The sequence below is a fragment of the Kiloniellales bacterium genome (genome assembly GCA_030066685.1).
Taxonomy (GTDB): Bacteria; Pseudomonadota; Alphaproteobacteria; order Kiloniellales; family JAKSBE01; genus JAKSBE01.
In genome coordinates, this window is record JASJBF010000002.1 from 154,296 (window position 1) to 178,555 (window position 24,260).

Annotated in this window: 25 protein-coding genes; 18 read left to right on the forward strand and 7 right to left on the reverse strand. The window is 68.7% G+C overall.

Translation table 11 applies throughout. The features are described from left to right. Positions 1-371 precede the first annotated feature (371 nt). Positions 372-818, reverse strand: a complete 447-nt coding sequence (locus QNJ30_02820; GenBank protein MDJ0942365.1) for a phasin family protein — start codon at positions 816-818, stop codon at positions 372-374. Between the two features lie 75 nt (positions 819-893). Continuing rightward, positions 894-1,436, reverse strand: a complete 543-nt coding sequence (locus QNJ30_02825; GenBank protein ID MDJ0942366.1) for an Hsp20/alpha crystallin family protein — start codon at positions 1,434-1,436, stop codon at positions 894-896. 213 nt (positions 1,437-1,649) lie between these two features. Between QNJ30_02825 and QNJ30_02830 the strand changes: the two genes are divergently transcribed. From QNJ30_02830 to QNJ30_02870, 9 genes are all read left to right on the forward strand, one after another. Continuing rightward, positions 1,650-2,519 carry a universal stress protein gene (locus QNJ30_02830; GenBank protein ID MDJ0942367.1) on the forward strand — a complete coding sequence of 290 codons (870 nt, stop codon included), beginning with the start codon at positions 1,650-1,652 and terminating at the stop codon, positions 2,517-2,519. A gap of 49 nt (positions 2,520-2,568) precedes the next feature. Next, positions 2,569-2,865 (forward strand): hypothetical protein, encoded by a 297-nt coding sequence (locus tag QNJ30_02835; GenBank protein MDJ0942368.1) that lies wholly within the window; start codon positions 2,569-2,571, stop codon positions 2,863-2,865. Positions 2,866-2,928: 63 nt separating this feature from the next. Next, positions 2,929-3,306, forward strand: coding sequence for a hypothetical protein (locus QNJ30_02840; GenBank protein ID MDJ0942369.1), 378 nt, complete (start codon positions 2,929-2,931; stop codon positions 3,304-3,306). A 103-nt stretch (positions 3,307-3,409) separates the two neighbouring features. After that, entirely contained in the window at positions 3,410-5,152 is a 1,743-nt protein-coding gene (locus tag QNJ30_02845) for a monovalent cation:proton antiporter-2 (CPA2) family protein (GenBank protein MDJ0942370.1), read from the forward strand. Between the two features lie 134 nt (positions 5,153-5,286). Then, positions 5,287-6,270 carry an endonuclease/exonuclease/phosphatase family protein gene (locus tag QNJ30_02850; GenBank protein ID MDJ0942371.1) on the forward strand — a complete coding sequence of 328 codons (984 nt, stop codon included), beginning with the start codon at positions 5,287-5,289 and terminating at the stop codon, positions 6,268-6,270. An 86-nt stretch (positions 6,271-6,356) separates the two neighbouring features. Then, positions 6,357-6,674, forward strand: a complete 318-nt coding sequence (locus QNJ30_02855; GenBank protein MDJ0942372.1) for a hypothetical protein — start codon at positions 6,357-6,359, stop codon at positions 6,672-6,674. Then, positions 6,655-6,993, forward strand: a complete 339-nt coding sequence (locus QNJ30_02860) for a cytochrome c (GenBank protein MDJ0942373.1) — start codon at positions 6,655-6,657, stop codon at positions 6,991-6,993. The genes QNJ30_02855 and QNJ30_02860 overlap by 20 nt, the downstream gene beginning before the upstream one ends. A 200-nt stretch (positions 6,994-7,193) precedes the next feature. Then, positions 7,194-7,895 (forward strand): tetratricopeptide repeat protein, encoded by a 702-nt coding sequence (locus QNJ30_02865; GenBank protein ID MDJ0942374.1) that lies wholly within the window; start codon positions 7,194-7,196, stop codon positions 7,893-7,895. A gap of 39 nt (positions 7,896-7,934) precedes the next feature. Further along, complete coding sequence (locus tag QNJ30_02870; GenBank protein ID MDJ0942375.1) at positions 7,935-8,777, forward strand: universal stress protein; 843 nt, start codon at positions 7,935-7,937, stop codon at positions 8,775-8,777. Positions 8,778-8,780: 3 nt separating this feature from the next. Here QNJ30_02870 and QNJ30_02875 read toward each other — a convergent pair whose 3' ends face one another. The 3 genes from QNJ30_02875 to QNJ30_02885 form a co-directional block, all read right to left on the reverse strand. Then, entirely contained in the window at positions 8,781-11,540 is a 2,760-nt protein-coding gene (locus QNJ30_02875) for an HAD-IC family P-type ATPase (protein MDJ0942376.1), read from the reverse strand. Positions 11,541-11,639: 99 nt separating this feature from the next. Further along, the gene (locus tag QNJ30_02880; protein ID MDJ0942377.1) at positions 11,640-12,203 is read right to left on the reverse strand and encodes a hemerythrin domain-containing protein; all 564 of its coding nucleotides are present in this window, start codon (positions 12,201-12,203) and stop codon (positions 11,640-11,642) included. A 58-nt stretch (positions 12,204-12,261) separates the two neighbouring features. Further along, the gene (locus tag QNJ30_02885) at positions 12,262-12,450 is read right to left on the reverse strand and encodes a hypothetical protein (GenBank protein MDJ0942378.1); all 189 of its coding nucleotides are present in this window, start codon (positions 12,448-12,450) and stop codon (positions 12,262-12,264) included. A gap of 234 nt (positions 12,451-12,684) precedes the next feature. Here QNJ30_02885 and QNJ30_02890 point away from each other — a divergent pair, with 234 nt between their 5' ends. From QNJ30_02890 to QNJ30_02910, 5 genes are all read left to right on the forward strand, one after another. After that, positions 12,685-13,062 carry a cytochrome c family protein gene (locus QNJ30_02890; GenBank protein ID MDJ0942379.1) on the forward strand — a complete coding sequence of 126 codons (378 nt, stop codon included), beginning with the start codon at positions 12,685-12,687 and terminating at the stop codon, positions 13,060-13,062. Positions 13,063-13,211: 149 nt separating this feature from the next. Next, positions 13,212-13,910, forward strand: coding sequence for a monofunctional biosynthetic peptidoglycan transglycosylase (gene mtgA / locus QNJ30_02895; GenBank protein ID MDJ0942380.1), 699 nt, complete (start codon positions 13,212-13,214; stop codon positions 13,908-13,910). Between the two features lie 229 nt (positions 13,911-14,139). Continuing rightward, on the forward strand, positions 14,140-14,442 hold the full coding sequence (locus QNJ30_02900; GenBank protein ID MDJ0942381.1) for a hypothetical protein: 303 nt from the start codon (positions 14,140-14,142) through the stop codon (positions 14,440-14,442). A gap of 127 nt (positions 14,443-14,569) precedes the next feature. Beyond that, the gene (locus QNJ30_02905; GenBank protein MDJ0942382.1) at positions 14,570-14,947 is read left to right on the forward strand and encodes a polymer-forming cytoskeletal protein; all 378 of its coding nucleotides are present in this window, start codon (positions 14,570-14,572) and stop codon (positions 14,945-14,947) included. Between the two features lie 18 nt (positions 14,948-14,965). Next, complete coding sequence (locus tag QNJ30_02910; GenBank protein ID MDJ0942383.1) at positions 14,966-16,198, forward strand: tetratricopeptide repeat protein; 1,233 nt, start codon at positions 14,966-14,968, stop codon at positions 16,196-16,198. 6 nt (positions 16,199-16,204) lie between these two features. On the opposite strand, the gene QNJ30_02915 is transcribed toward QNJ30_02910, so the two are convergent. Then, positions 16,205-17,539: an MATE family efflux transporter gene (locus QNJ30_02915; protein ID MDJ0942384.1), complete on the reverse strand. Its 1,335-nt coding sequence runs from the start codon at positions 17,537-17,539 to the stop codon at positions 16,205-16,207. 226 nt (positions 17,540-17,765) lie between these two features. Between QNJ30_02915 and QNJ30_02920 the strand changes: the two genes are divergently transcribed. Both QNJ30_02920 and ykgO read left to right on the forward strand, forming a co-directional pair. Further along, the gene (locus QNJ30_02920; protein ID MDJ0942385.1) at positions 17,766-18,728 is read left to right on the forward strand and encodes a methyltransferase domain-containing protein; all 963 of its coding nucleotides are present in this window, start codon (positions 17,766-17,768) and stop codon (positions 18,726-18,728) included. A gap of 94 nt (positions 18,729-18,822) precedes the next feature. Next, positions 18,823-18,948: a type B 50S ribosomal protein L36 gene (gene ykgO, locus QNJ30_02925; protein MDJ0942386.1), complete on the forward strand. Its 126-nt coding sequence runs from the start codon at positions 18,823-18,825 to the stop codon at positions 18,946-18,948. A gap of 85 nt (positions 18,949-19,033) precedes the next feature. Here the strand turns inward: ykgO and QNJ30_02930 are convergent, their stop codons facing one another. After that, positions 19,034-21,268, reverse strand: a complete 2,235-nt coding sequence (locus QNJ30_02930; protein MDJ0942387.1) for a PhzF family phenazine biosynthesis isomerase — start codon at positions 21,266-21,268, stop codon at positions 19,034-19,036. Positions 21,269-21,535: 267 nt separating this feature from the next. Here QNJ30_02930 and QNJ30_02935 point away from each other — a divergent pair, with 267 nt between their 5' ends. Beyond that, complete coding sequence (locus tag QNJ30_02935) at positions 21,536-23,023, forward strand: FAD-linked oxidase C-terminal domain-containing protein (protein ID MDJ0942388.1); 1,488 nt, start codon at positions 21,536-21,538, stop codon at positions 23,021-23,023. Between the two features lie 10 nt (positions 23,024-23,033). Further along, the gene (gene glcE, locus QNJ30_02940; GenBank protein ID MDJ0942389.1) at positions 23,034-24,254 is read left to right on the forward strand and encodes a glycolate oxidase subunit GlcE; all 1,221 of its coding nucleotides are present in this window, start codon (positions 23,034-23,036) and stop codon (positions 24,252-24,254) included. Positions 24,255-24,260: the final 6 nt, after the last annotated feature.

A 24,260-nucleotide genomic window follows, 5' to 3' on the forward strand; every position in this document is an offset into this window, starting at 1 on the left:
GTCGTGCCCCGACTTTTGAGGACCAGCCAGGAATTATGGCGTGAACCACCGCACGCCAAAATATGAAATGCAGGACTTGGCCGGTTTCGACTTATCCCTGCGTCCGGCAGGGTTGTCGGAATGCGGGGAGTGGGAGACTGAATATTCACGGAGCACCGGCAGGATCCGGCACGAATTCACCCGGGCCGCCCCTGTAAAGCGCGACCTGTGTCGCGGGAGACTTGGCGGGGGGCGCCCGCTGGTCGAGGTCGACAGGGCTCGCTCACGGACCTCGACGCCGAATCACGCGTCGAGCTGCGTGGCGACCCGAAGCCCTGCGCCCCGAGGGACGAAGGGAAGACCCGCTCCGTCTCGACAGGCGCAGACCGCTGTCAGGGCTGCCCGAAGGCCTTCATCGCCTCGCGGGTGCGTTCCTCGACGGGTGCCCAGCAGTCGCGTGAGATGTCCATCATCATGCCCATGAGCTTCTGGGCCTCGCGCAGGTAGTCCTCGCCGGCGGCCTGGACGAAGCTGGCTTGTAAGCGGAGGGCCTCCTCCGGCCCGCTGCACCCGATCAGCGACTCCGTGCGACCGAATTCCTCGCGCAGGCGGTGATCGGCAAAAGCCATGATCTCCCGATTGAGCGCGGTCCAGCCGTCCAGCATGGCCTGGTTCGCTGCCAGCATCGTTTGCACTGTCTCCTGGTTCGACTTGGCGAAGTCCCCGAAGTCGAAAGTCTTTTCGGCCTTCTCCGCCTTCTCGCTCGCTCCGGCTTTCGCCTCGGGCGTGACGCTCTCGCTCTTTCGTCTTGGCTGGGTCATCTTCTTCGCGGCCGTCATCGTGGTGTGCCTCGTAGTATTCGGTTGATGAGAAACCGAGGCCGAGCCGGGGGGCTCTCCTCGGACCTCCGGGCGCTACTTCTTCTTCTCGGCAATCTCGATCTTTTGCTCCTTGCGCCGAGCAGGGGCCGATTTCGGCAGCCTTATGGACAGGACTCCCTTGTTCATCTCTGCCTTGATCTTGTCGGCCTCGACCCCGGAGGGCAGACGGAAGGAACGCTTGAAGGTACCGTAGCTCCGTTCGCTGAGGAAGTAGTCCTTCTCCTTTTCTTCGTGCTCGGTCCTTTTTTCGCCGGACACCGTGAGCAGGTCGTCGCGAAGCGAGACCTCGACATCCTTGTCGTCCAGGCCGGGCAACTCGATCGCGATCTCGTAGGCGCTATCGCTCTCACTGATATCGGCCATGGGACTCACCGCCATCCGCCCCCAGCCGGGAGCGGAGTCGAAATCTAAGCCGCGCAATCTCGGCCAGCCTCGGAAATAGCTGTCGAAAACGCGGTCGATGTCCTGCCGGAGGCCGAGGAACGGATCGCCCATGCCCCGCGTCACGGCGGGCGCGGCCTCCTTTTCGCGGTCCTGGGATCTCTTGACGTCGGCCTTATCGCTGTGCTTCGCCATGGCCGTGACTCCTCGGTTTGGTCGGGCGAATTCGGCGGAAGGGAGTCTGGAATCCTGGTCCGGTCCCGGCCATGATCTGCGTCAACAGTCGCCGGCCGGAAGCGGCCCGAACGCACCTCAAGCCGGTCTCCCGAGTTGACCCAGGTCAATGCTCTGGCCGAGCGCGAGTGGAAGCCTGGAATTCCGGACATGACCTGCGAGCGAGGAATGCAAATGACCATCGCGGCGATCTTGGCACTGATCGACGGCGGTCCCGGGAGCGAGGGGGCGCTGATCACGGCGACCCAGCTTGGGCAGGCCTTCGACGCCTATGTCGAAGCGCTTCACGTCCGGGTCGATCCCGAGACGGTGATTCCTGTGGTCGCCGAAGGCATGTCGGGTGCCGCCATCGGCCAGATCATGGAAAGCACGCGCCAGGGCGCCGAACAGCGGGCCAAGGAAGCGGAACGCATCTTCACCGACCTCACGACTTCCGAAGGCTTGCCGGTGATCGGCGCCGAGCAGGAGGCGGAAGCCGGCCGCTTCGCCCTGGCCTGGACCGACATCACCGGACGCGAGGCGGCCGAAACCGCCGTGCGCGGCCGGTTGTTCGACCTCACGGTGGTGGCCCGGCCCGACGACGAGGGCGAGGCAGGCGGGATCGCGACCCTGGAGGCCGCGCTTTTCGATACGGGGCGGCCACTCGTCGTTGCGCCCCCGAGCGCGGCGGCCGTGCCGCCGCGGCACTTGGCCCTGGCTTGGAACGGGACCCGCGAGGCGGCGCGGGCGGTGTGGTCGGCGCGGCCCTTCTTCGCCGTGGCCGAGCGGATCTCGGTGATCACGGTGCTGCAGGACGGTTGGGAGGCCAGCCCGGTCGAGTTGGCGAACTACCTGGCCCGCCACGGCGTTGCCGCCGAGACCCACCTGGTGAAGCTCGGAGATGTCGAGGTCGGCGAGCGTCTGCTCGCCTCGGCCGACGGGCTTGGAGCCGATCTGCTGGTTATGGGCGGCTACGGGCACAGCCGCCTGCGCGAACTTGTGCTCGGCGGTGCGACGCGCAGCGTGCTGGCGCGGGCGTCCTTGCCGATCCTGATGGCGCACTGAAGCCGCCCAGGCTCTCGCCGATTATGAGGCGCGCGAAAGGAAGGATGCGATGTTGACCTACGAGGATGCCGTGGCCTTGTCGGACCTGACCGAGGAGGAGATCGAGGCTATCATGGAGCACGAGCATCTGCCCGCGATGGTGGCGGCCGAACTCGGCAACTACCTGGTCCATTCGCCGGAGGGCGTGCCGATGCTCAAGCGCATGATCCTCGAGGACATCGAAGCGGCGCGTGGTCGCGGCGATTGGGATCATGCGATGAAGCTGCGGCTGGTGCTCAGGCACTTCGTGCAAACCCATCCGCAGCACGTTGAGGCGGAAACCGCGGCCGGAGAGACGGCAACCTAGAGTCCTGCAGTCCCGGCCCGCTGCGGAGCCGCAGCTGTTCGAGAGGCCTTGAGGAGTTCCGAGATGATCCTGAAGCTGATTCGCCTGACCCTGGCGCGCGACCATGACTATCCGGACGGCAGTCCGGACCGTGGCTACGAGTTCGTCGCGCCCCTCGGCGAAGACGGCCACATCGACGTCGAGGAATGGCGCAAGCATCGCGATCGCTGCCGGGTCCGCCGCTTCTGGGTCGGCGAGGACGACGAGCACGGCCACCTGATCCACACGCGGGGCCGGACCTGGGCCTTCCATTACGACATCGACGGGAACCCCGACGATGACGAGGCCGGCTATCGTTTCGAGAGCCATGTCTTCGCGCCGGGCGAATACGTCTCCATCCGCGAGCACGACGGCGAGCTCAGGACCTTTCGGATCGCCTCGGTGGTGCCGCTCCCGGGATAGGCCGCCGGCCTAGTCCGGAACCGGCGAGGACCGCTCGGAGCCGCCTTTCCGCGCGCGCAGTCGCGAGCCTGACTCCAACGCGAAGCCTGACTGCAGAGACAGAATGACCGAGGGTCACGAGATTCCCTACCTGCGCGAGGTCCTGGTCTTTCTCTTGGCCAGCGTGTTCCTGGTGCCTCTATTCCGGCGTCTGGGAACCAGCCCGATCCTCGTCTATCTGGCCATCGGGGCCATCGTCGGGCCCTTTGGCCTGGGCTTCGTCGAAGACGCCGAGGGCGTACGCCGCCTGGCCGAGCTGGGGGTAGTCTTCCTGCTGTTCACCATCGGGCTCGAGCTTTCCATGGAGCGCCTCTGGTCGCTGCGCCGCTACGTCTTCGGCTTCGGTGCCCTGCAGGTCCTGATCTCCGCCGTGGCCATCGCGCTGGTGGCCTGGGCCTGGGGTAACTCACCTGCGGCGGCGATCCTGGTGGGTGCCGCTCTGGCGCTGTCCTCGACCGCGTTTGTGACCCAGCTTCTGATCGAGCGCGCCGAGCTCGCCTCGCCGGTCGGACGGCCGACCTTCGCGGTCCTGCTGTTCCAGGATCTCGCGGTGGTGCCGATCCTCTTCATGGTCGCCATCTTCGGCCAGGCTGAGGCAAAAGGCGGCGCCGAGCCCTTGGCCTTGGGCCTGATGATCGCACTCGGCCGTGCCGGGCTGGCGTTGCTCGTGATCGTCCTGCTGGGGCGCCTGCTCTTGAGGCCGCTGTTCCACCTGGTCGCCGGGCGGCACAGCCCGGAGCTCTTCATGGCGATGACGCTGCTTGTGATCATCGGGACCGCCTGGGCGACCGACCAGGCCGGGCTGTCCATGGCCAGCGGCGCCTTTCTGGCCGGGCTGCTGCTCGCCGAGACCGAATTCCGCCACCAGGTCGAAAGCGACATCCAGCCATTCAAGGGCCTGCTGCTGGGCCTCTTCTTCATCTCGGTCGGCATGGCGATCGATTTTGCCGCGGTGGCCGACCGCGCCTTCTGGGTCATCGCCTCGGTGCTTGGGCTGATGCTGCTCAAGGCCGCGATCGCCAGCGCCCTGGGGCTGGCCTTCCGCTTGCCGCCTGCCATCGCCCTGCGTTGTGGCCTCCTGTTGTCGCAGGGTGGCGAATTCGCCTTCGTGATTGTTGGGGCAGCGATGCTGGCCGGCCTGATTCCGCCAGCGGTGGCGCAGTTCATGGTCATCGTCGCCGGTCTGACCATGGTCATGACTCCTCCGGTCGCCGCCCTGGCGCGCCGCCTGTCGGAGGCCTTGGCCGCCAGGGATTCCGAAAGGTCGTCCGGTCATCTCGCCACCGAGACCGAGGGCCTGGAAGGTCACGTCATCATCGCCGGCTATGGCCGGGTCGGCCAAACCGTAGCGCGCTTCCTCGACGCCCAGAAGGTTCCCTATGTGGCGCTGGACCTGGATCCGGCCCGGGTCCTCGCCAGCCGAGAACGGGGCCAGCCGGTGCATTTCGGCAACGCCTGCCGCCATGACGTCCTGGAGCGCTTCGGCGCGGAGCGGGCAGCCTCGATGGTGATCACCCTCGACGATTTCCGGGCCGCCGGAAAGCTGCTGGCGATCGCCCGCAGCGCTTGGCCGGAGTTGCAGACCTTCGTCCGCGCCCGCGACCGTTCCCATGCGGCGGACCTGCTGGCGCGCGGCGCAACACTTGTCGTTCCGGAGACCGTGGAATCCAGCCTCCAGCTTGCCGGTCAGGTGCTGCAGGCGGTCGGCACGCCGCGCGATGCGGTGAACCAGCTGATCGATCAGACACGGGAGGCCGAGCTCCTTCCCCAGCGCGCGCCGGCGGCCCGCGCGGTTGCGGACTCCTAGAGCATGATCGCGTCACACCGCGCCGGTGTGGCGCGTGAATCAAGCTCTAAACTTATGGAATAGATCAAGATTCACGTCTCAGATTGATTCAATCTGAGACGATCTTGATCTAGAACCCGGGACGGCGGCACGCGATGCGTCTGGCCAGCTTCAACCTCGAGAACCTCGACGACGATCCCGGGCGGGATCCGCCCTTCGAGTCGCGGGTCGCCGCGCTTCGGCCTCAACTGCAGCGGCTCGATGCCGATGTGCTCTGCCTGCAGGAGGTCGACGCCCAGCGCGACCACAAGGGAAGGCCGCGGCGCCTTCGGGCACTGGACCGTCTGCTCGAAGGCACGGCCTATGCCGGCTTTCATCGGGCCTGCAGTCTGCGCCGGGAAAGCGGCGAGCCGGCGGACAAGCACAACCTGGTGATCCTCTCTCGCTGGCCGATCCTGGCCAGCCGGCAGCTGCACCACGACCTGGTTCCTCCGGTCAGCTACCGCCCGGTGACGGCGGAGCCGGCGGCCTCGGACGCCGCGCCGATCCTTTGGGACCGGCCGATCCTGCAGGCCAGCCTTGGTCTGCCCGACCGGCGCCGCCTCGAGGTCGTGAACCTGCACCTGCGGGCGCCCCTGGCCGCGCCCATCGCCGGGCAGAAGCTCGGCGCCTTCGCCTGGAGGTCGGTGCCGGCCTGGGCCGAAGGGTTCTACCTGGCTAGCCTGAAACGTTGCGGCCAGGCCCTGGAAGCCCGGCGGCTGGTCGACCAGCTCTTTGACAGCGACCCCGAGGCGCTGATCGCGGTCTGCGGCGACTTCAACGCCGAGGCCCAGGAGACCCCGCTGCGGATCGTCCGGGGCGACCTGGAGGACACTGGCAACGGCGCACTGGCCGGCCGCAGCCTGGTGCCGCTGGAGCGCGCCCTGCCCGACTCCCAGCGCTTCTCGGTCCTGCACCAGGGCCGGCGCCTGATGCTGGACCACATGCTGGTCAGCCGGGCCCTGCTGGCCTTTCACCGGGCCATCGAGGTGCACAACGAGGCCCTGGGCGACGAGCTGGTCGCTTATGCGACCGGCAGCCACAGCCCGGAGTCCTTCCACGCGCCCCTGGTGGCGGCCTTCCGCCTGCCGGGGGCTTGACTGCGGGAGCTTGACTTGAATCAATGCGGAAGGCGCCTTAACGGGTGAGACTGCATCTCGAAAATGCCCGTGCTCAAGAGAGGTTAATGGCCGTGAGGCAGACGATCTTCTTGACCGCTTTGGTGCCCGCCCTGGCGATTGCGGCCCTGGCGGTGGGGCCTTCAGAACGGAGCCTGGCGGAAGAAAACGGGTGGCAGCGCACCCTGAGCGCCGATATCGAGTTCGAGCATGGCTGCGAAGTCGCCTATTTGAGCCAAGTCGTCGAGCGCGAGGTCGATGGCGAGTTGATGGTCATGGCAAAGGTCCACTGCGTCGATCAGCGCGCGTTCGACGCGATACGGATGAGGAGTGCCGATGCCTTTGAATTCAAGGAGTGCACGCTGCGTGAAAAACAGTCCTGTTGAACTGACCCTTGCCGCCGCGATCGCCGGCCTGCTGATCGTCGTGCCCCTGCGGACCGCGGCGGCAGCGTCGGACCTCGAGGAGGGTCGGGCCCTGGCGAAGGAGTGGTGCAGCTCCTGCCACATGGTGGCGCCCGGTGTCGCGGCGACCACCACCGACGCGGCACCGCCCTTTCCGAAGATGGCTGAGGATCCGGCCTACACCGAGGACCGCCTGCGTAGCTGGCTTTGGGCGCCGCACCCTCCGATGCCTGACTTCGATCTCAGCCGCTTCGAGATCGAGTCCCTGGTCGCCTACATCAAGAGCCTGGACGCGAACTGACGACACGACCTCCCAAGTGGTTTACACCCGGTAACTTCGCCCTCCGCATCAGGTTCGCGCCCGAATGCGGAGGGCATTTTTCCCTCGGGAGGGCGGCCCGATTGCCGCGACAGGCTGATTGACTCAGATCATTTCAGCGGCGCGGGGGCGGCCGTAGCGTGGTTTTCTGATCGCAGTCCCTGCCGACGCGGAGGACGGCCATGATGCGCCGAAGTTCGGCCCTGATCCTGGTGTTGCTGCTGGCCCTGCCGCTCGCCGCCCGGGCGGACACGGCCTCGGCCTGGGAGGCCTACCTGGTGGGTGACTACGCGGCGGCGGTCGCCGAGCTTCGAGGGCTGGCCGAGGCCGGTGACCCCGAGGCCCAGTACGCGCTCGGCACCGCCTACAGCGACGGGATCGCCGTTGCCCGCGACTACCGGCAGGCCGCAGCCTGGTACGAGAAGGCGGCTGTGCAGGGACACGCCCGGGCGCAGTTCAGCCTCGGCTTCCTCTACCACCAGGGCGCTGGCGAGGGCGAGGCCGCCGTGGCGCCCGATCCCGCGCGGGCCCGGCGCTGGCTGACCCTGGCGGGCGAGGCCGGCAATCCGATGGCCGCCTATTTACTGGGCCGAATGTACCACTACGGCCAAGGCGTGCCCGCCGATCGGGACGCGGCGCTGCGCTGGGCCCGGCGCGCAGCGCAGCGAGGCATCGCTGGCGGCCAGTTCGAGGCCGCCGTCCTGCTCGGCAGCCGCAGCGCGGGGGCGGTCGCCTGGGTCGAAGCCTACAAATGGTGCCTGCTTGCAGCCCGGCAGGGCCACCCGGCGGCCGCCGCAAACCTGGAGGCTCTCGGCGAGCGCCTCAACGTCGAGGAGATCGCCGAAGCCGAGGCCGCGGCGGCGGTCTGGTCGCCGGCAGACTGACTCGGTTGCGACAGTTCGGAAAACAGGTGAGGGATCGACATGCCTTTCAAGAACCTCCTGGTCCATCTCGACGAGACGACGGCGTCCGACGCGCGCGCGGACGCCGCGCTTGAGTTCGCGCGCCGGCAGGGCGCCCATCTGACGGGGCTTTGCCTGGCGATCGAACCGGTGATTCCCAGCTTCGTCTATGCCCAGGTGCCGGAGGAAGTGCTGGTGCAGCGCCGCAAGACCGTGCGGGACGAGGCCGAGGCGATCCTCGCCGGTTTCACGGACAAGGCGGCCCGCGCCGGAGTCAAGAGCGACACGCGGATCGACGCCTGCCTGCAGCCTGACGTCCCGCGCACCGTGGGGCTTCATGCCCGCTACACGGACCTGCTGATTCTGGGCCAGCCCGATTCTTCCGAGTCCCCCTTGGGCGGCCGCCACCTGGCCGAGGAGGTGGTCCTGTCCTCCGGCCGGCCGGTCCTGGTGGTTCCCTATATCGGCATCAACGGGACGCTCGGAGATCGGGTGGTCATCGCCTGGGACGCCGGGCGCGAGTCGGCGCGGGCGGTCAACGACAGCCTGCCAATCCTCGAGCAGGCCAAGGAGGTCACCGTGGTCGCGATCAATGCGCGGTCGTCGGTCGACGGCCATGGGCCCGAGCCGGGCGCGGACATCGCCCTGCACCTCGCCCGCCACGGCTGCCAGGTCAAGGTCGAGCGACTGGAATCCCATGAGATCGGGATCGGCGACACCCTGCTGTCTTACCTGGCCGACCGTTCCGCCGATCTGGTCGTCATGGGCGCCTACGGGCATGCCCGCCTGCGCGAGCTGGTCCTCGGCGGCGTGACCCAGCACATGCTGGAGCACATGACCGTGCCGGCCCTGATGTCGCACTGAGGCTCAGTCGTCGCCTTCGGGCCGCGGGAAGAGGCCCTTGTAGAGCTCCATCACCAGGATCAGGGTGACTGCGAAGCCGCCGACCAGGGCCCAGTCGTCCAGCGCAATCGGCTGGATCCCGAGAACCTCCGCAAGGCCTGGTATGAAGCCGGCCAGGAGGTGCAGCCCGTGGGCTCCGACCACGGCCGCGACCAGGAACCAGTTGGCCGAAAGCGCAATGCGGAAGACCGAACGCCGCTCCGAACGGGCGTTCATGGCGTGCGCGTTCTCGAACATGACCATCAGCAGCAGAAGCAGGTTGCGGGCCTCGGCCTCGGCCATGCCGCGCTCCAGGCACCAGAAGAAGAAGCCGAAAGCCACGCCGCCCATGTAGATCCCGGCGACCAGGACCTGGGCGACCATGCGGCGGTCGAAGAGCGCTTGGTCCGGCGGTCGCGGGCGTCGTTTGAGGACTCCGGGTTCCCCCTTTTCGAAGGCCAGCGCGACGTCCTGGATGCCGTTGGTCACCAGGTTGAGCCAGAGCAGCTGGGCGGCGAAGAGCGGCACCGGCAACCCGGCGAGAATCGCCAGCAGGAATAGAACGATCTCGCCTAGGCCGGTCGTGATCAGCAAGTAGATCAGCTTGCGCACGTTGTCGTAGGCGACGCGGCCTTCCTCGATGCCGCCGACGATGGACGCGAAGTTGTCGTCGGCAAGGATCAGGTCTGCGGCGCCCCGGGCGACGTCTGTGCCGCCCCGGCCCATGGCGACGCCGATGGCCGCGGCGGAGAGGGCCGGCGCGTCGTTGACGCCGTCCCCGGTGACCGCGACCACCTCGCCGGCCCGGTGCAGCGACTCCACGATCGCCAGCTTCTGGATCGGCTCGACCCGGGCGAAAACCCGGGCCTCGGCGACCCGGCGGTCGAACTCGGCCGGAGTCGCGTCCAGCTTCTGAAGATCGCGCCCGGTCAGAACCTCGCCCGGCTCTGCCGAGAGACCCAGTTCGCGTGCGATGGCCAGGGCGGTCTGGGGATGATCGCCGGTGACCATGCGCACCGAGATCCCGGCGTCGCGGCAGGCGGCGACGGCCGCCGGTACTTCCGGCCTCACCGGATCGATCAGGCCGGCGATGCCGAGCAGCTCGAGATCCCGAAGCGCAGCGGTATCGTGGGACAAGGCGGCGTCTGCGGAGACCGCGCCCCGGGCGACGGCCAGCACGCGGAAGCCTTGAGCCGCCAGGCGGTCGGCGGCGGCCATGACCTGCGCCTGGTCTAAACCGCGGCAGCGCGGCAGGATCACCTCCGCAGCCCCTTTCAGATGCGCCATGGCGTGGCCCTCGGTGGCGCCTTCGGTGTAGGTGGCGGTGGTCGCGGTGTAGGCGGCGGCGAAGCGGTGCTGCGGTTCGTAGGGGATCCTGGCCAGCGCGCGCTGCTCCCGGCGCAATTCCTCGTGATCGAGGCCCAGCTTCGCGGCCAGGACCAGAAAGGCGACGTCGACGGTGTCGCCCAGGTGGACCGGGCCGGCGTCCGTCAGGCGCAGGCTGGCCTCGTTGCAGAGGGCGGCGCTGGCCGCCAGGGCCCCGAGCGCGGCGGCCTCGGGCCCCGCCACCTGTACGCCGTCGCGAAGGGCCGCGCCCTCCGTCCGGTAGCCGCTGCCGGCGACGTCGATCTGCAGGGCGTCGGACCGGCCCTGGATCAGAAGCAGTCGCTTCACCGTCAGCTCGTTCTGGGTCAGGGTTCCCGTCTTGTCGGTCGCGATCATCGTGCAGGCCCCCAGCCCCTCGACCGCGGGCAGGGCGCGGACAATGACCTTGCGCTGCAGCATGCGGTTGGTGGCGATGGCCAGGGCGACCGTGATCGCGACCGGAAGGCCCTCCGGGATCGCCGCGACCGCGAGCGCGACCGCGACCAGGAAGACCGTAATCAGCGGCTGACCTTGGAATATCTGCACCGTTGCCAGGACCAGGATCAGCACCAGGGTGACGATCCCGATGACCCGGCCGAACTGCTCGAGCCGCCGGATCAGCGGCGGCGCTTCGCCCTCGCTTTCCGCCAGCGCCTCGGCGATCCGTCCGATCTCGGTAGCGCGCCCGGTCCCGACCACGACCCCCAGGGCGCGTCCCGACAGCAGGGTCGTGCCGGCGAAGAGCAGGTTGTACCGTTCGGCTGGCGGCGTGTCCTGGGGCAGCACCTCGTCCGGCGCCTTGCCGACGGGGACCGATTCCCCGGTCAGCAGGGATTCGTCGGCGCGCAGCTCCTGGCCGTCCAGCAGGCGCAGGTCGGCGGCGATCCGGGCGCCGGTCTCGAGCTTGACGACATCGCCCGGCACCAGGTCCTGGGCATCCAGCTCGAGCCAGACGCCGTCGCGGCGGGCGATGGCGACCTCGCGGATCAGGGCGTCGAGGGCGGCGGCGCTGCGCTGGGCCCGCCACTCCTGCAAGGCGCCGATCGCCGCATTGAACTGCAGGACGACGAAGATGAAGAGAGCGTCCGCCAGTTCCCCAACCCACAGCGAGACCAGGGTCGCCAGCAGCAGCAGGTAGACCAGCGGGTTTTTGAACTGCCTGGCGTAGAGCCGCAGGACCCCTGGCCGGCGTGGACGCGGCAGGCGGTTGGGACCGAAACGCCCGCGCCGCCGTCGCGCCTCGGCGGCCGTCAGGCCGCCGACGGAGGTCTCCAGGCCGGAGAGCACGGCCTCGATCGGCTGGGCATGCCAGGAGGCCGCGAGACCATCATCGGGACGATGATTTCCCGGGTCTGACGCCGCAGCTCCCGCGTCCACCATCGCCCTCCCTTGCGGATCGTCTGCAAGATGCCGGGGTTCCGCGCCAATGCCCCTGACCTGGGTCAAGAACCGCGGTTCTGTCCGCCGGAAAGGAAGGGGTCAACCGCCGAGCCCGAGATCGATGCCGCGGCGGGCGGCCATGCTCCGCGCAAGCCCGGCGAGGTCGACCTCGGTCAGACGGCGGCGGGCGACCGGAAGCAGCAGGGCGTTCTCCCAGGCGAGGTGCCGGCGCTGGGTCTCGGCGAACTCCCGCACATTGACCAGGAAGCGGATCGGGTTCGCGAGCTGGGCGCCGCCGGCCAGGAGGGCCAGGTCCTCCAGCAGAAAGTCGACCAGATCCTCGTCGCGGCCGTGCTCGTCTGACAGCAGGTCCAGGATGTCCTTGACGTTGTCTTCGGGCTTGGCACGCTGCCAAAGCAGCGGAAAGAGATCCTTCTCCTCGTCCTCCAGGTGCAACCGGAGATCTCGGTCAAGGAAGGTCCGCAGCCGGGTCGCGAGCGCCGCCACCGGCGCCAACTCCATGCTCTCGGTCAACTTGGCCAGGCCTTCGCAGAGCAGCCTCTGGCGGTAGTGCTCGGCGAGGATGAAGTCGATCGGGGCGAGAAAGTCGTTCGGGCCGAGGTCTTTCCCGTCGATCTCCACGAACTCGCTGTGCGCCGCCATCGAGGTTTACCCGGTTTCGGAATGAAGCACGGCAGCTCTGCGGCAGGGGCTCGGCATGCTAGTGGTCCCGGTTATCCCGTTCGAACGCCATCTTGATCAGCACCATGATGAAGATGACGCTGAGGACGGCGATTCCGAGCGCGGAGTAATGCAGGACCGGGTCGTGCGAGTTTCCCGCCAGGATCAGCGCAGCCAAGCCTAGAAGGCCGACGAATCCCCCCACGATCCAACTGCCGATACCTTCCATGCCTCCCGAGCCTCCCCCTCGTGCTTGCCGCTGCAACGTCCTTAGGAATTACCTACCGGGCCATGACTTATGTCAATCCCGTCGGCCGGGTGTGGTGGCCCCGATGGGTGGGACGCGTGTGAACGATTCGGCCGCCGCCCGCGTATTATTGACGTAGCGGCCGCTGACGCTACTTTCTGGGTATCTGGAGCTCTGCGGGGCCGTAGCCTTGTCGTAAAGGGAGAGATACGGGTGATGACACGCAATGGGATTCTCGCGATTGCCTTGGCCGCCTTCTGCGCCTTGGGGGGCGCAACGGCCGAGGCGGCCGATCTGAAGAAGGGCAAGAAGGTCTTCAACAAGTGCAAGGCCTGCCACGCGCTGGAAGCCGGCAAGAAGAAGGTCGGGCCGAGCCTGCACGGCGTCTTCGGGCGCAAGGCCGGGACCGTGGACGGCTTCAAGTATTCCAAGGCCATGGTCGATAGCGGCATCGTCTGGGACGACGCGACCATCACCGAGTACCTGAAGAGGCCTAAGAAGTACATTCCCGGCAACAAGATGGCCTTTGCCGGGCTCAAGAAGCAGGACGACATCGACAACCTCTTGGCCTACTTGAGAGAGAACACCAACTAGGCGACCTTCGGGCCCGCCCTTCCACCGGCGTTGGAGCCCGGGCTGGTCGCGCGCCCGACCCGGCGGTAACCTGGATCGGCATCCGGCGGGCGCGGCCTTACGAGGCCGCGCCCCCGAACTCGTTCGGAACGATGCAGGTTCGAGACGCCATGGCCCGCCCCCGCGACTCCCGCCGGATCGGCCGCCGCTTTGTGCGGGCCCTGCTCTGGCTCCTGGTCCTGGGTGCGGCGGTCCCGCTGGGCGTCGTCGTCGCCTATCGGGTCGTGCCGCCGCCGATGACCCCGTTGATGGTGATCCGCCTGGCCGAAGGGGAGAGCCTGGAGCGTGACTGGGTGGCCCTGTCCCAGATCTCGCCCCATGCGGCGAAGGCGGTGATCGCCGCCGAGGACAACCTCTTCTGCAACCACCGCGGCTTCGACTGGGATGCCCTGCTGGAGGCCGTCGCGGAGCACCGTCGGGGCGAGCGCCTTCGCGGTGCCAGCACGATATCGATGCAGACGGCGAAGAACGTTTTCCTCTGGCCCGGGCGCAGCCTCGTCCGCAAGGGCCTGGAAGCCTATCTGACGCCCTTGATCGAGTTGGCTTGGGGCAAGCGGCGGATCATCGAGATCTACCTCAACGTCGCCGAGTGGGGCCCTGGCGTTTACGGCATCGAGGCCGCGGCGCGGCGCCACTTCGGCAAAGGCGCGGCCCGGCTGTCTCGCTGGGAGGCGGCGTTGCTGGCCGCGGTGCTGCCCAATCCGCGCGCTTGGTCGGCCTCGGACCCCGGCCCCTTCGTGCGCCAGAGGGCGCGCGTCTACCTGCGCCGGATGGAGCAGCTGGGCCCGCTGCTCGATTGCGTGGCCTGAGGTGTCTGCTTGTCCCGAAGCCGCAGTCCGGAGCGTGTCCGCTGAACCTCCGTCGCGCCGCTGGAGATGTGTCCATTTTGGGGCGCAGGTCCAAGGTTTAACCCTCGCTTAACCATGGCGGCGCATCCTAGTCTTGCGGCTGAAATCCGGCAGCGAAGGCATGAACCGGGGTTGAAGATCGCGACACCGACGGTTCAAGAACCGGATCGAGAGCAGGTGGAGGACGTGAATGTTCAGATTTGTCGGCTCGGCACTCAAGGCGCTCCGCGACTCCAAGGAGCACCGCAAGCATCGGCGCGCGCTCCAGGAGATCGAGCCCGGCCAGGCCTTCGTCCGGGCCCGTGGTGCCAGGACGCTGGAAACCGTGCAGGTGGCCGGCATCGTCAACTTGGTGGACGATGTGCCTCACGTCCGCTACCGCGTCCGTCTGCGCCAGCAGGCCGGCCACTTCGACGACGGGGTTCGAACCTTGGGCGCGGCACACTTCCTCGAGACCTACAGCAGAGTGGCCGAGCCGCGGTTCCAGGACTGACGCGCGGCGGCCATCGAAGGATGGACCCGGTCTCGGGCGGCCGTGCGCCGCGGCGCGACCTGCAGAACCAAGGTGCGCCAAAGGCGGCCATAGGGCGGAAGGAACGACCATGAAGGAAGGCGGCAAAATGCCAGTCCAACACTCGATCATATCCCCGGATCTCAAGATCAAGGGCGATCTCGTGAGCTCCGGCGACATCAAGGTCGAGGGCAGCGTCGAAGGCAGTATCTCCTGCCGGACCTTGACCCTCGGCGACAACCCGGTCATCAACTGCAACGTGACCGCGGATACGGTTCGGGTGAACGGCGAGTTCTCCGGCCAGGTCAAGGCGACCAAGGTGGTCTTGACCAGCACCGCCCGTTTCAACGGCGACATTTACCAGGAAACCCTGGAGGTCGAGGACGGCGCCTCGATCCAAGGCTATGTCGGCCGGCTCAAGGAAGCGCCTGGCCGCGAGCCGGCCAAGATCTCGGCGGTCCCCAGCGGCCAGCCCGGGACCAAGTAACGGAAGAGGAGCAGCCCGGTGATCAGCCTGTTCAGGTCTGAAGCTCGTATCGGATCTCTGGTCGGACTCCTGGCCGGCGCCCTGCTGCTGCCGTCGTCGGCCCTGGCCGGCTCGGCCGAGGTGGAAAACCACATGGGCACGGCCGTGGCGGCCCAGCTCAACGGTGACTTCGCCGGCGCCTCCGCCTCCTTCGAGGCTGCGCTCAAGGCGGCCAAGGACTTCAATCCCGGGGATCCACGCCTGGGTGACATCTTCCACGGCCTCGCCGTGGCCAAGCGCTCCGCCGGGAAGCTCAAGGACGCCGAGCCTTACTTCAAGCTGGCGCTGCTGGTGCGCGAGCAAGGGCTCGGCCGTATGCACCTCGACGTCGCCGCGACCCTGACCGAGCTCGCCGAGTTTCACCGGCTCCGCGGGCAGACCGACGAGGCGGTCACGGCGGCCAAGCGCTCGCTCGACATCCGCGAGGCCGTCCTCGGCGGCCAGCACATGGCGGTCGCGGCCAGCCATGGCCAGCTGGCCAACGTCTTGATGGACGGCGGCGACTACCAGTCGGCGGTCGGCCATGCCGAGCGGTCGCTGAACCTGATGGAGCAGGCGCTCAACCCCGACCATCCCAGCGTCGCCCAGGCGATGGACCGGCTGGCCAAGGCCTACCGCTACACGGGACGCTACGGCGAAGCCGAGGCGCTGCTCCAGCGGGCGCTGGAGATCCGCGAGAAGGCCAGCGGCCGCTTCAGCCTGGGGGTCGTGCCGAGCCTCGACAGCCTGGCGGCCTTCTACCTCGACCAGAACCGACTGGCCGAAGCGGCGGCCTATTTCGAGGAGGCCCTGGCCTTCCGGGCCGAGCCGCCCGGCGCCCCCCTGCCGGAGGTCGCCGAGAGCCTCGATAACCTGGCCGGGGTCTACCGCGCCCAGGGCCGTTTCGACCAGGCCCGAAAGCTCTTCGGGGAATCGCTGGCGCTGCGCCGCAAGGCCTTCGGCGCCGAGCATCCGGCGGTCGCGGTCAGCCTGGACCGGCTATCCCGGCTCAGCCACCAGGAGGGCCGCCTTCAGGAGGCGGAAACCTTGCTGCGCCAGGCGCTGGCGATCCGCGAGCGGGTCCTGGGTAGCAGCCATCCCGACCTGGTCAGGAACCTGGAGAGCTACGCCGCCCTCTTGCGCGAGACCGGCCGGACCAACGACGCCCTGCGGCTCGAGGCCCGGGCCCGCGCCATCCGGACCTCGCAGGAGGCCCGCCGCCCGGCGTGGTGACGACCGTTACAGCGGCCGGATCGCCCGCCGGCTGACAGCCGCGAAGCGCCAGGCGAGCAGCGCCGTCGCGCAGATCAATCCCAGGACCAGCCCCCAGAGCAGCCCCGGCACGCCGCCTTCGAGCGCCAGGCCCAGGGTGTAGGACGCCGGCACGGCGACCACCGGGAAGGAGATCAGGTAGATCCCGGTCGGCACGATGACATCGCCGGCGCCGCGCAACGCCGAGATCAGCACCGCTTGGCTGCCGTCGACGACGACCAGGAAGGCGATGACCGAAAGCCCTAGGACCATGATCGCGACGACCTCGGGCTCGCGGTTGAAGATCAGGGCCACCGGGGTCCCGAAGAGGCCGATCGCAAGGCCGGTGGCCAGCATCATCGCGACCACGAGGCCCAGGCCGACCCAGCCGGCCGCGGCCATGCCCCGACGGTCCTCGCGGCCGACGGCGTTGGCGACCCGGACGGCGGTCGCCGTGCCCAGGCCGATCGCCAGCATGAAGACGAAGGTCGTGACGTTGTGCACCGCCTGGTAGGCGGCCAGCGCCGTTTCGCCCAGCAGGCCGGCGAAGAAGATCACGGCGGTGAAGGTGCCCGATTCGCAACCGATCGCCAGCGCCGGCGGCAAGCCGAGCCGCAGCAGCTTCGCCCAGACCGGCGCCAGGCCCCGCAGCGGCCCTCTGATCCCCAGCTTCTCCCGATCCGGCAGCCTCAGGATGTAGACGGCGAGGACCGCGAACATGACCCAGCGGGTGATCGTCGTGGCCAGCATGGCCCCGGCCGCTCCCATCGCCGGCGCGCCGAGCTGGCCCTCGATCAGGAGCCAGTTCAAGGCGGCGTTTAGGAGGTTGGCGCTCAGGGCCACGACCATGCCCGGCTCGGGCCGGCCCAGGCCCTCGAGGAAGAAGCCGCAGGCGATGTAGAGCAGGATCCCCGGCAGGCCGAACCCGGCCACGACCAGCGCCGCCCCGCCGCCGGCTGCGATCGACGGCGCCTGTCCGGCGGCCAGCAGCAGGTCCTCGCCGAGCAGGAGCACGCTCCCGCCCAGGCAGCCGGCCAGGGCCGCCAGCGCCAGGGCCGCCCGCCAGATCCGGCCGCAGTCGGCGCGGCGTCCGGCACCGTCCGCCTGGGCGGTCAGGACCACGGTGCCGGTCAGGATGCCGATCCCGATCACCAGCAGGAAGACGAAGGGCGCCAGGGCGATGCCGTAGTAGGCCATCTGGGCCGCGCTGGCCTGGCCGCACATGGCGGTGTCCACGGTGATCATGATGATCATGCCGGCGCGCGCCGCCATGACCGGTCCGGCCAGACGCAGGGTCCGCGAGATGTGCTCGAACAAAGTCATCGGGCGGCCAGGTCGGGCCGCCCGCGTTACCGGTGATGCCTCCATGGTGGCCTGGACCCTACACCTGCGCCGGGCGGCGCGGAAGGGCCGGACCGGCGCAGCTGCCCAATCCTGGGCCGGTGGGGGACGCCGGGGCTTCGCCGGGGGATTAACCTCGGTTTCACCAAACTGGCCCATAAGGTCCTATGACTTTCGCAATCATCGCCCCTGGTCCTTAGGCCGAGCGATGTCGGCCGCAGATCGCCCCCTCAACCGCCCGAAGACGCGGGACGGCAAGATCCCTTTTGGCGTCAAGCTGAAGGCCTGGTGGGAGGGCTATGAGGTCAAGGTCCGCCACCGGGATCTGGAGGCCGAGGCGGAAGCGGAGCGCAATGCCGGTCCGGTGCGGCTCTCGGCGTTGCCCTGGGACGAGGCCCGCATCGCCTTGGTCCAGGCCGTCTGGGGCGCCGGCTGCAGCGCGCCGGGCGGCGAGGCCTACCTCTGCGAACTGGTCAAGCCCTTCGCCCTGACCGAGCACATGAGCGTCGTCGACGTCGGGGCCGGCCTGGGCGAGGCGGTGCGTGTGATCGCCAAGAACTTTCATTGCCGCAGCAAGGGATTCGAGCCGGATCCCAAGCTCGTTGCCGGCGCCGCCGAGCTCTCCCAGGCCGCCCACATGGCCGGCCGGGCCAAGGTCCTGCCCTTTGACGACCCCGAGTTCCCGCCCGCCCCGCACAGCGTCGACTGCGTGCTGTCGAAGGAGTTCCTCTACCTCGTGGACGACAAGCGCGGCCTCCTGACCGCCTTGGTCGAAGGGCTGAAGCGGCCGGGCCAGCTGCTGTTCACGGATTATGTGCTGGCCTCCGAGGACGGCCCCCGGAGTGATGTCGACGCCTGGGCGAAGGTCGACCCGGAGCCGATCCATCCCTGGACGGTGGCCCACTACGAAGCGCTCTTCGCCGAGCTGGGCCTCGAGCATCGGATCTCCGAGGACATCTCGGACTCGGTGAAGGCCAGGGCGGTCAAGGGCTGGGAGCAGTTCATCGGCAGTCAGAAGCGGGGCGGCGCCGGGGATCACCTCGCCCCTCTGATGGTCCGGGAGATCGAGATCTGGACCCGCCGGATGGCGGCCCTGCAGAGCGGTCAGCTGCGCGCCTACCGCTTCTTCGCCCTCAAGCGCAATCAGGGCCAGAAACTGTCCGTCACCTAGGGCTGACGGGCGCCTGGAGCGGATTGACAGCGGCTCTCGCCGCGCCTATGTTCCCGGCCGCATTGAAAGGGCTCCGTCCCGGAGTGAAAGGTCCATGAAAGTCGTCAACTCGCTGAAGACCGCGAAGAAGCGGGAAAAGAACTGCCAGGTCGTACGGCGCCGGGGCCGGGTCTTCGTCATCAACAAGAAGAACCCGCGCTTCAAGGCCCGCCAGGGCTGAGTGCGCGCCGGACGCCGGCGCGCCGGGCGATCCGTCTTCCTGCTTCCAAGATCATGAGAGATCGGCCCGCGACGGCGCCTGCGGGTTAGCTGCGTGCGGCGTCCAGGATCTTCGAGACGTCGTCGGGGTCCTCAAGGAGTTCGACCCCGAGGCGGTTCTTGTCGCGCCAGGCCACTTCGCCCTTCAGCCGGCCGATCTTCTCGTTCTTGAGGGTCACCGGGGAATCGAAGTTCAGGGTCAGGTCGTAGGCCAGCTCCTCCTCCAGCTGGAGCAGGGCGGCCTTGGGTGAAAGGTCGATGATCACGCAGGCGTAGATCTGGTCGCCGTGGCGCAGTGTCGCCGACCATAGAAACTTGTAGTGCTCCTGCCGGCGGAAGCGGCGAAGGTCTTCGTCGAGTCCCTTGTAATCCTGGTCGTCGTCCCAGTCGCCCTCGTCTTCCGCTTCGTCTTCGGCCTCCAGGCCGCGGTCCCTGCTCCGGTCGTCCTCGTCCTCGAAGTCCGCCGCCTCGGCTTGGAGCTCGTCGTCCTCCGCTTCGGAAAGAGCCTTGGCCCCGCTGGCAAGCGTGGCCATCGAGGGCTCAGGCGCATGGTCCTTGCCGTTGGCGGCCTTGGCGGAAGCCGCGTCGTCGTCGTCCTGGCCGGCGTCTAGCACTTCCGAGGAGGTCGCGTCGGCGTCGTCCTCGGGCTCGGTCTCGTCCGGCTCCGGCTGGTCGACGACGAAGCCGATGCGCCGCCCGGCGCCGACTTCCGGCTCCGCCTCAGGCGACTCCTCGCTGGCAGAAGCGGTGGCCTCCACGGTCTCCTCCGCCGTGTTCTTGGCGGGCTCCGGCTTGGCCGCCGTCTCGGCCTTCTTGGCCGTCAGGGCCTCAAGAACCGCCCGCAGCGGCACGACCTTGTCGCCGCCTGCCTTGGCCGGCGCGTCGCCGGCCGCAGCCTTCGCCGTTTCAGACTTGGCTTCCAGCTTTTCGGCTGGCTCCGGTGCCGACCTGGGCTTGGCTTCGGCTTCCGGCTTCGTCTCGGGCTTGGTCTCGGGTTTCGGCTCCGCCTGGGATTCCGCCGCCGGCGCCGGCCCGGTCTTCGTCTCCGGTCTGGCTTCGGGCTCCGGCTTCTTCGACGGCGCGAGAGCGGTCCCAGGTGACTGTGACCCTGCGGTCCTTTCGGCTTCGGGCTTCGCCGCGGCCGGCGTTGCGGGCGTTTCCTCGGCCTTGGCCGCTTCCTTCGCCCCGGGCTCGGCCAGGGTCTCCGGCCCGCTTTCCGTCTTGGCCTCGGTCTTGGTCTTTGTCTCGGTCTCGGTTCGGGCCTCCGCCTTGGTTTCCGTCCCGCTGTCCGCCTTGCTCGGCTCGGCCCCCTTTGGCTTTGCCTTCGCCGGGGCCGCGGTCTGCGGGACGAGGGCGCCCCGCTCGCCCGGCCTCGGGATCTCGATCCAGGCTTCGCCGACCAGGACCGAGGCGCCGCCGACCCGGATCGCGATCACCTTGCCCTGTTCCATGTCGGCCTCGAGCTTGATCAGGCTCGGCCGGCCCATCTCGAAGCCCTGTTCGACGGTCCAGAAACGGCTGCCCTGGCCCTCGGCGTCCAGGGAGCAGAGGTAGCCCGCGAGGCTGGCGGCGCCGGCGCCGGTCGCCGGGTCCTCCTCGACGCCCAGGGCCGGCGCGAAGACTCTCGCGCGGAGATCGGCGCCCTCGGTCTCGGCGCCGTAGACGAAGGCATAGAGGTTGGGCGCCCAGGTGTCCTGCAGGCTGCTCTCCCAGGTCTCGCGGTCCAGGCGGGCTCGGCCCAACGCCTCCAGGCTGCGCAGCGGCACGACCAGGAAGGGCACCCCGCAGGACACGGCGACGGGCCGGTCGTCGCCCAGCAGCAGGTCGGAGATGTCCAGCGAAAGCGCCGAGGCGATGCTCCTGAGCGACGGGATCTCCATCGCGAACTCGGGCATCTTGGCGACGTCGAGCTGGGTGAAGCCGGGGGCTCCGCCGTCGGCCTGGATCCGCACGGTGATCGGGCCGATGCCCTCTTCGAAGATGACCTCGGTCTCGCCGTTGCCGGCCTCGACCTCGCCCAGCAGGGCCAGGACGTGGGCGCAGCCAAGGGTCGGATGTCCCGCGAAGGGCAGCTCCATCGCCGGCGTGAAGATGCGCAGATGCCGGCTGTTGCCGGCATCCTTCGGGGGGCGCACGAAGACGGTCTCGGAAAGGTTGAGCTCGCGGGCGACGCGCTGCATCTGCTCCGGGCTCAGGCCCTCGGCCTCCGGGAAGACCGCGAGCGGATTTCCCCCGAAGATCCGGTCGGTGAAGACATCGGCCGTGTAGTAGCGGTAGCGCATCCGTGGTGTCGTTTCCGGGCCGGGGCGGCGGGGACTCCCGCTTTCGGCGTTGCCCATCGAAAAGACTGGATGCGGGTTAGGATTGCGTTAAGTCCGGCGCTCCTTCCGCGGCCAAATCTGTGACAAGACCAAATCTGTAACGAGGGCTTTGCGGTGGCTGCGGCATTGACCCGGCTCTCGGGGCTCGCCATAGTATCGTTAACTGGTAATACCAATTTTACGCCGTGGTTCCGGGGCGCAGCCGGGCAGCGGAGGGGAGGCCAGGCCATGAAGATGCCCGAACCGGATCAAGCCACCATCGCCCGAAAGGCGCAGATCGCCGCGGCCCTGCGGGAGATCGTGCCGGGCGAAGGGGTCATCGTCGAGGAGCAGGAGCTCAGGGCCTACGAGTCCGACGGTCTGACCGCCTATCGGCAGGTGCCCCTGATCGTGGTCCTGCCCAGCACCACCGAAGAGGTCAGCCGGGTCCTGGCCTATTGCCACGAAAACGAAGTCAAGGTCGTGCCGCGCGGCGCCGGGACCTCGCTGTCAGGCGGCGCGCTGCCCCTGGCCGACGGGATCCTGCTCGGCCTCGGCAAGTTCAACCGGATTCTCGAGGTTGACTTCGACAACCGTTGCGCCGTGGTCCAGCCCGGGGTCACCAACCTGGGGATCACCAATGCGGTCGAGCACGCCGGCTTCTACTACGCGCCCGATCCCTCCAGCCAGATCGCCTGCACCATCGGCGGCAACGTCGCCGAGAACTCGGGCGGCGTGCACTGCCTAAAGTACGGCCTGACCACCAACAACCTGCTTGGCCTGAAGATGGTGATGATCGACGGCACGGTGGTCGAGGTCGGCGGCAAGCACCTGGAATCCGAGGGCTACGACCTGCTCGGCCTGCTGACCGGCTCCGAGGGTCTCCTGGGGGTCGTCACGGAGGTCACGGTGCGGATCCTTAGGAAGCCGGAGACCGCCCGCGCCCTGCTGCTCGGCTTCGAGTCCAGCGAGTCGGCGGGCGACACGGTGGCGGCGATCATCGCCGGCGGGATCATCCCGGGCGGCATGGAGATGATGGACAAGCCGGCGATCCACGCCGCCGAGGCCTTCGTCCACGCCGGCTATCCGCTGGACGTCGAGGCGCTCCTGATCGTCGAGCTCGACGGGCCCGAGGCCGAGGTCGACCAGCTGATCGAGCGGGTCTCCGAGATCGCCAAGGCCCAGGGCGCCACGACCCTGCGGGCCTCCCAGAGCGACGAGGAGCGCCTGACCTTCTGGGCCGGGCGCAAGGCGGCCTTCCCGGCGGTCGGACAGATCTCGCCCGACTACTACTGCATGGACGGGACCATCCCGCGCCACCAGCTTGCCAAGGTGCTGACCCGGATGACCGAGCTCAGCACGCAGTACGGCCTGCGGGTCGCCAACGTCTTCCACGCCGGCGACGGCAACCTGCATCCGCTGATTCTCTACGATGCCAATGTGCCCGGCGAGCTTGAGAAGGCGGAGGATTTCGGCTCGGACATCCTCAAGCTCTGCGTCGAGGTCGGCGGCGTGCTGACCGGCGAGCACGGGGTCGGGGTCGAGAAGCGCGACCTCATGGGCACCATGTTCAGCGAGACCGACCTGGATCAGCAGCAGCGGGTCAAGTGCGCCTTCGACCCCAAGGCCCTGCTCAATCCCGGCAAGGTCTTCCCGCAGCTGCACAGCTGCGCCGAACTGGGCCGCGTGCACATCAACCGCGGGCAGCTGCGCTTCCCCGACCTGCCGCGCTTCTAGGACGCGGCCGATGACCGAGAGCTTGCGACCGGAAAACGCCGAGCAGGTCCGCGAGGCGGTGGCCTGGGCGGTGAGCGAGGAGGCCCCGCTCGAAATCCTGGGCCGCGGCAGCAAGCGTGGCCTCGGCCGGCCGCTGCAGACCCAGCACACGCTCGACCTCTCCGGCCTCAGCGGCATCACCCTCTACGAGCCCGAGGAGCTGATCCTGCGGGCCCGCGCCGGCACGCCCCTCGCCGAGATCGAGGCGGCCCTGGCCGAGAAGCGCCAGCAGCTCGCCTTCGAGCCGATGGACTCCGGCCCGCTCTTCGGCGCCGATCCGGGCGGCGGCAGCCTCGGCGGGCTGCTCGCCTGCAACCTGGCGGGACCTCGGCGGATCAAGGCCGGCGGGGCACGCGACCACTTCCTCGGCTTCGAGGCGGTCTCGGGCCGCGGCGAGGCCTTCAAGTCCGGCGGCCGGGTGGTCAAGAACGTCACCGGCTACGACCTCTGCAAGCTCCTGGCCGGTTCCTACGGCACCCTGGCGGTGATGACCGAGGTCACCCTCAAGGTCCTGCCGGCGCCGGAGAAGGCACGCACCGTGCTGGTCCTCGGGCTGGAGGATGCGGACGGTGTCCGGGCGCTGAGCCGCGCGCTGGGTTCGGCGCACGAGGTCTCCGCGGCGGCGCATTTGCCGGCGACGGTCGTGCCGCGCTCTGCGGTTCCCCACCTCCGCGATGCCGGCGGCGCGGTCACCCTGGTCCGGGTCGAAGGCACCGGGCTCTCGGTCGAGCACCGCTGCAAGGCCCTGCGGGACGAACTCGCGGATTTCGGCGAGACGGAGGAGCTGCACAGCCAGAATTCAGCGGCGGCCTGGGCGGAGATTCGCGACGTCCGGGCCCTGCTCGACACGGACGAAGCCGTGATCTGGCGCCTCTCGGTGGCGCCGACCCGGGGCCCGGAGGTGGCGGCGCGGCTGCGCGCGGAGCTGGCTGCCGAAGCCCTCTACGACTGGGGCGGCGGCCTGGTGTGGCTGGCGGTCGAGGGCGCCGAGGACGGCGGCGAAGCGCTGATCCGTGAGACGCTCGGGAGCGAGGGTCACGCCACCCTGATCCGCGGGCCGGAGAACCTGCGTGCCAGCGTCCCGGTCTTCCAGCCCCAGGGCCCGGCCAAGACGGCGCTGAGCGAGCGGATCAAGTCCGGCTTCGATCCGCGGCGGGTGCTCAACCCGGGCCGTATGTACGCCGGGATCTAGCGGCCG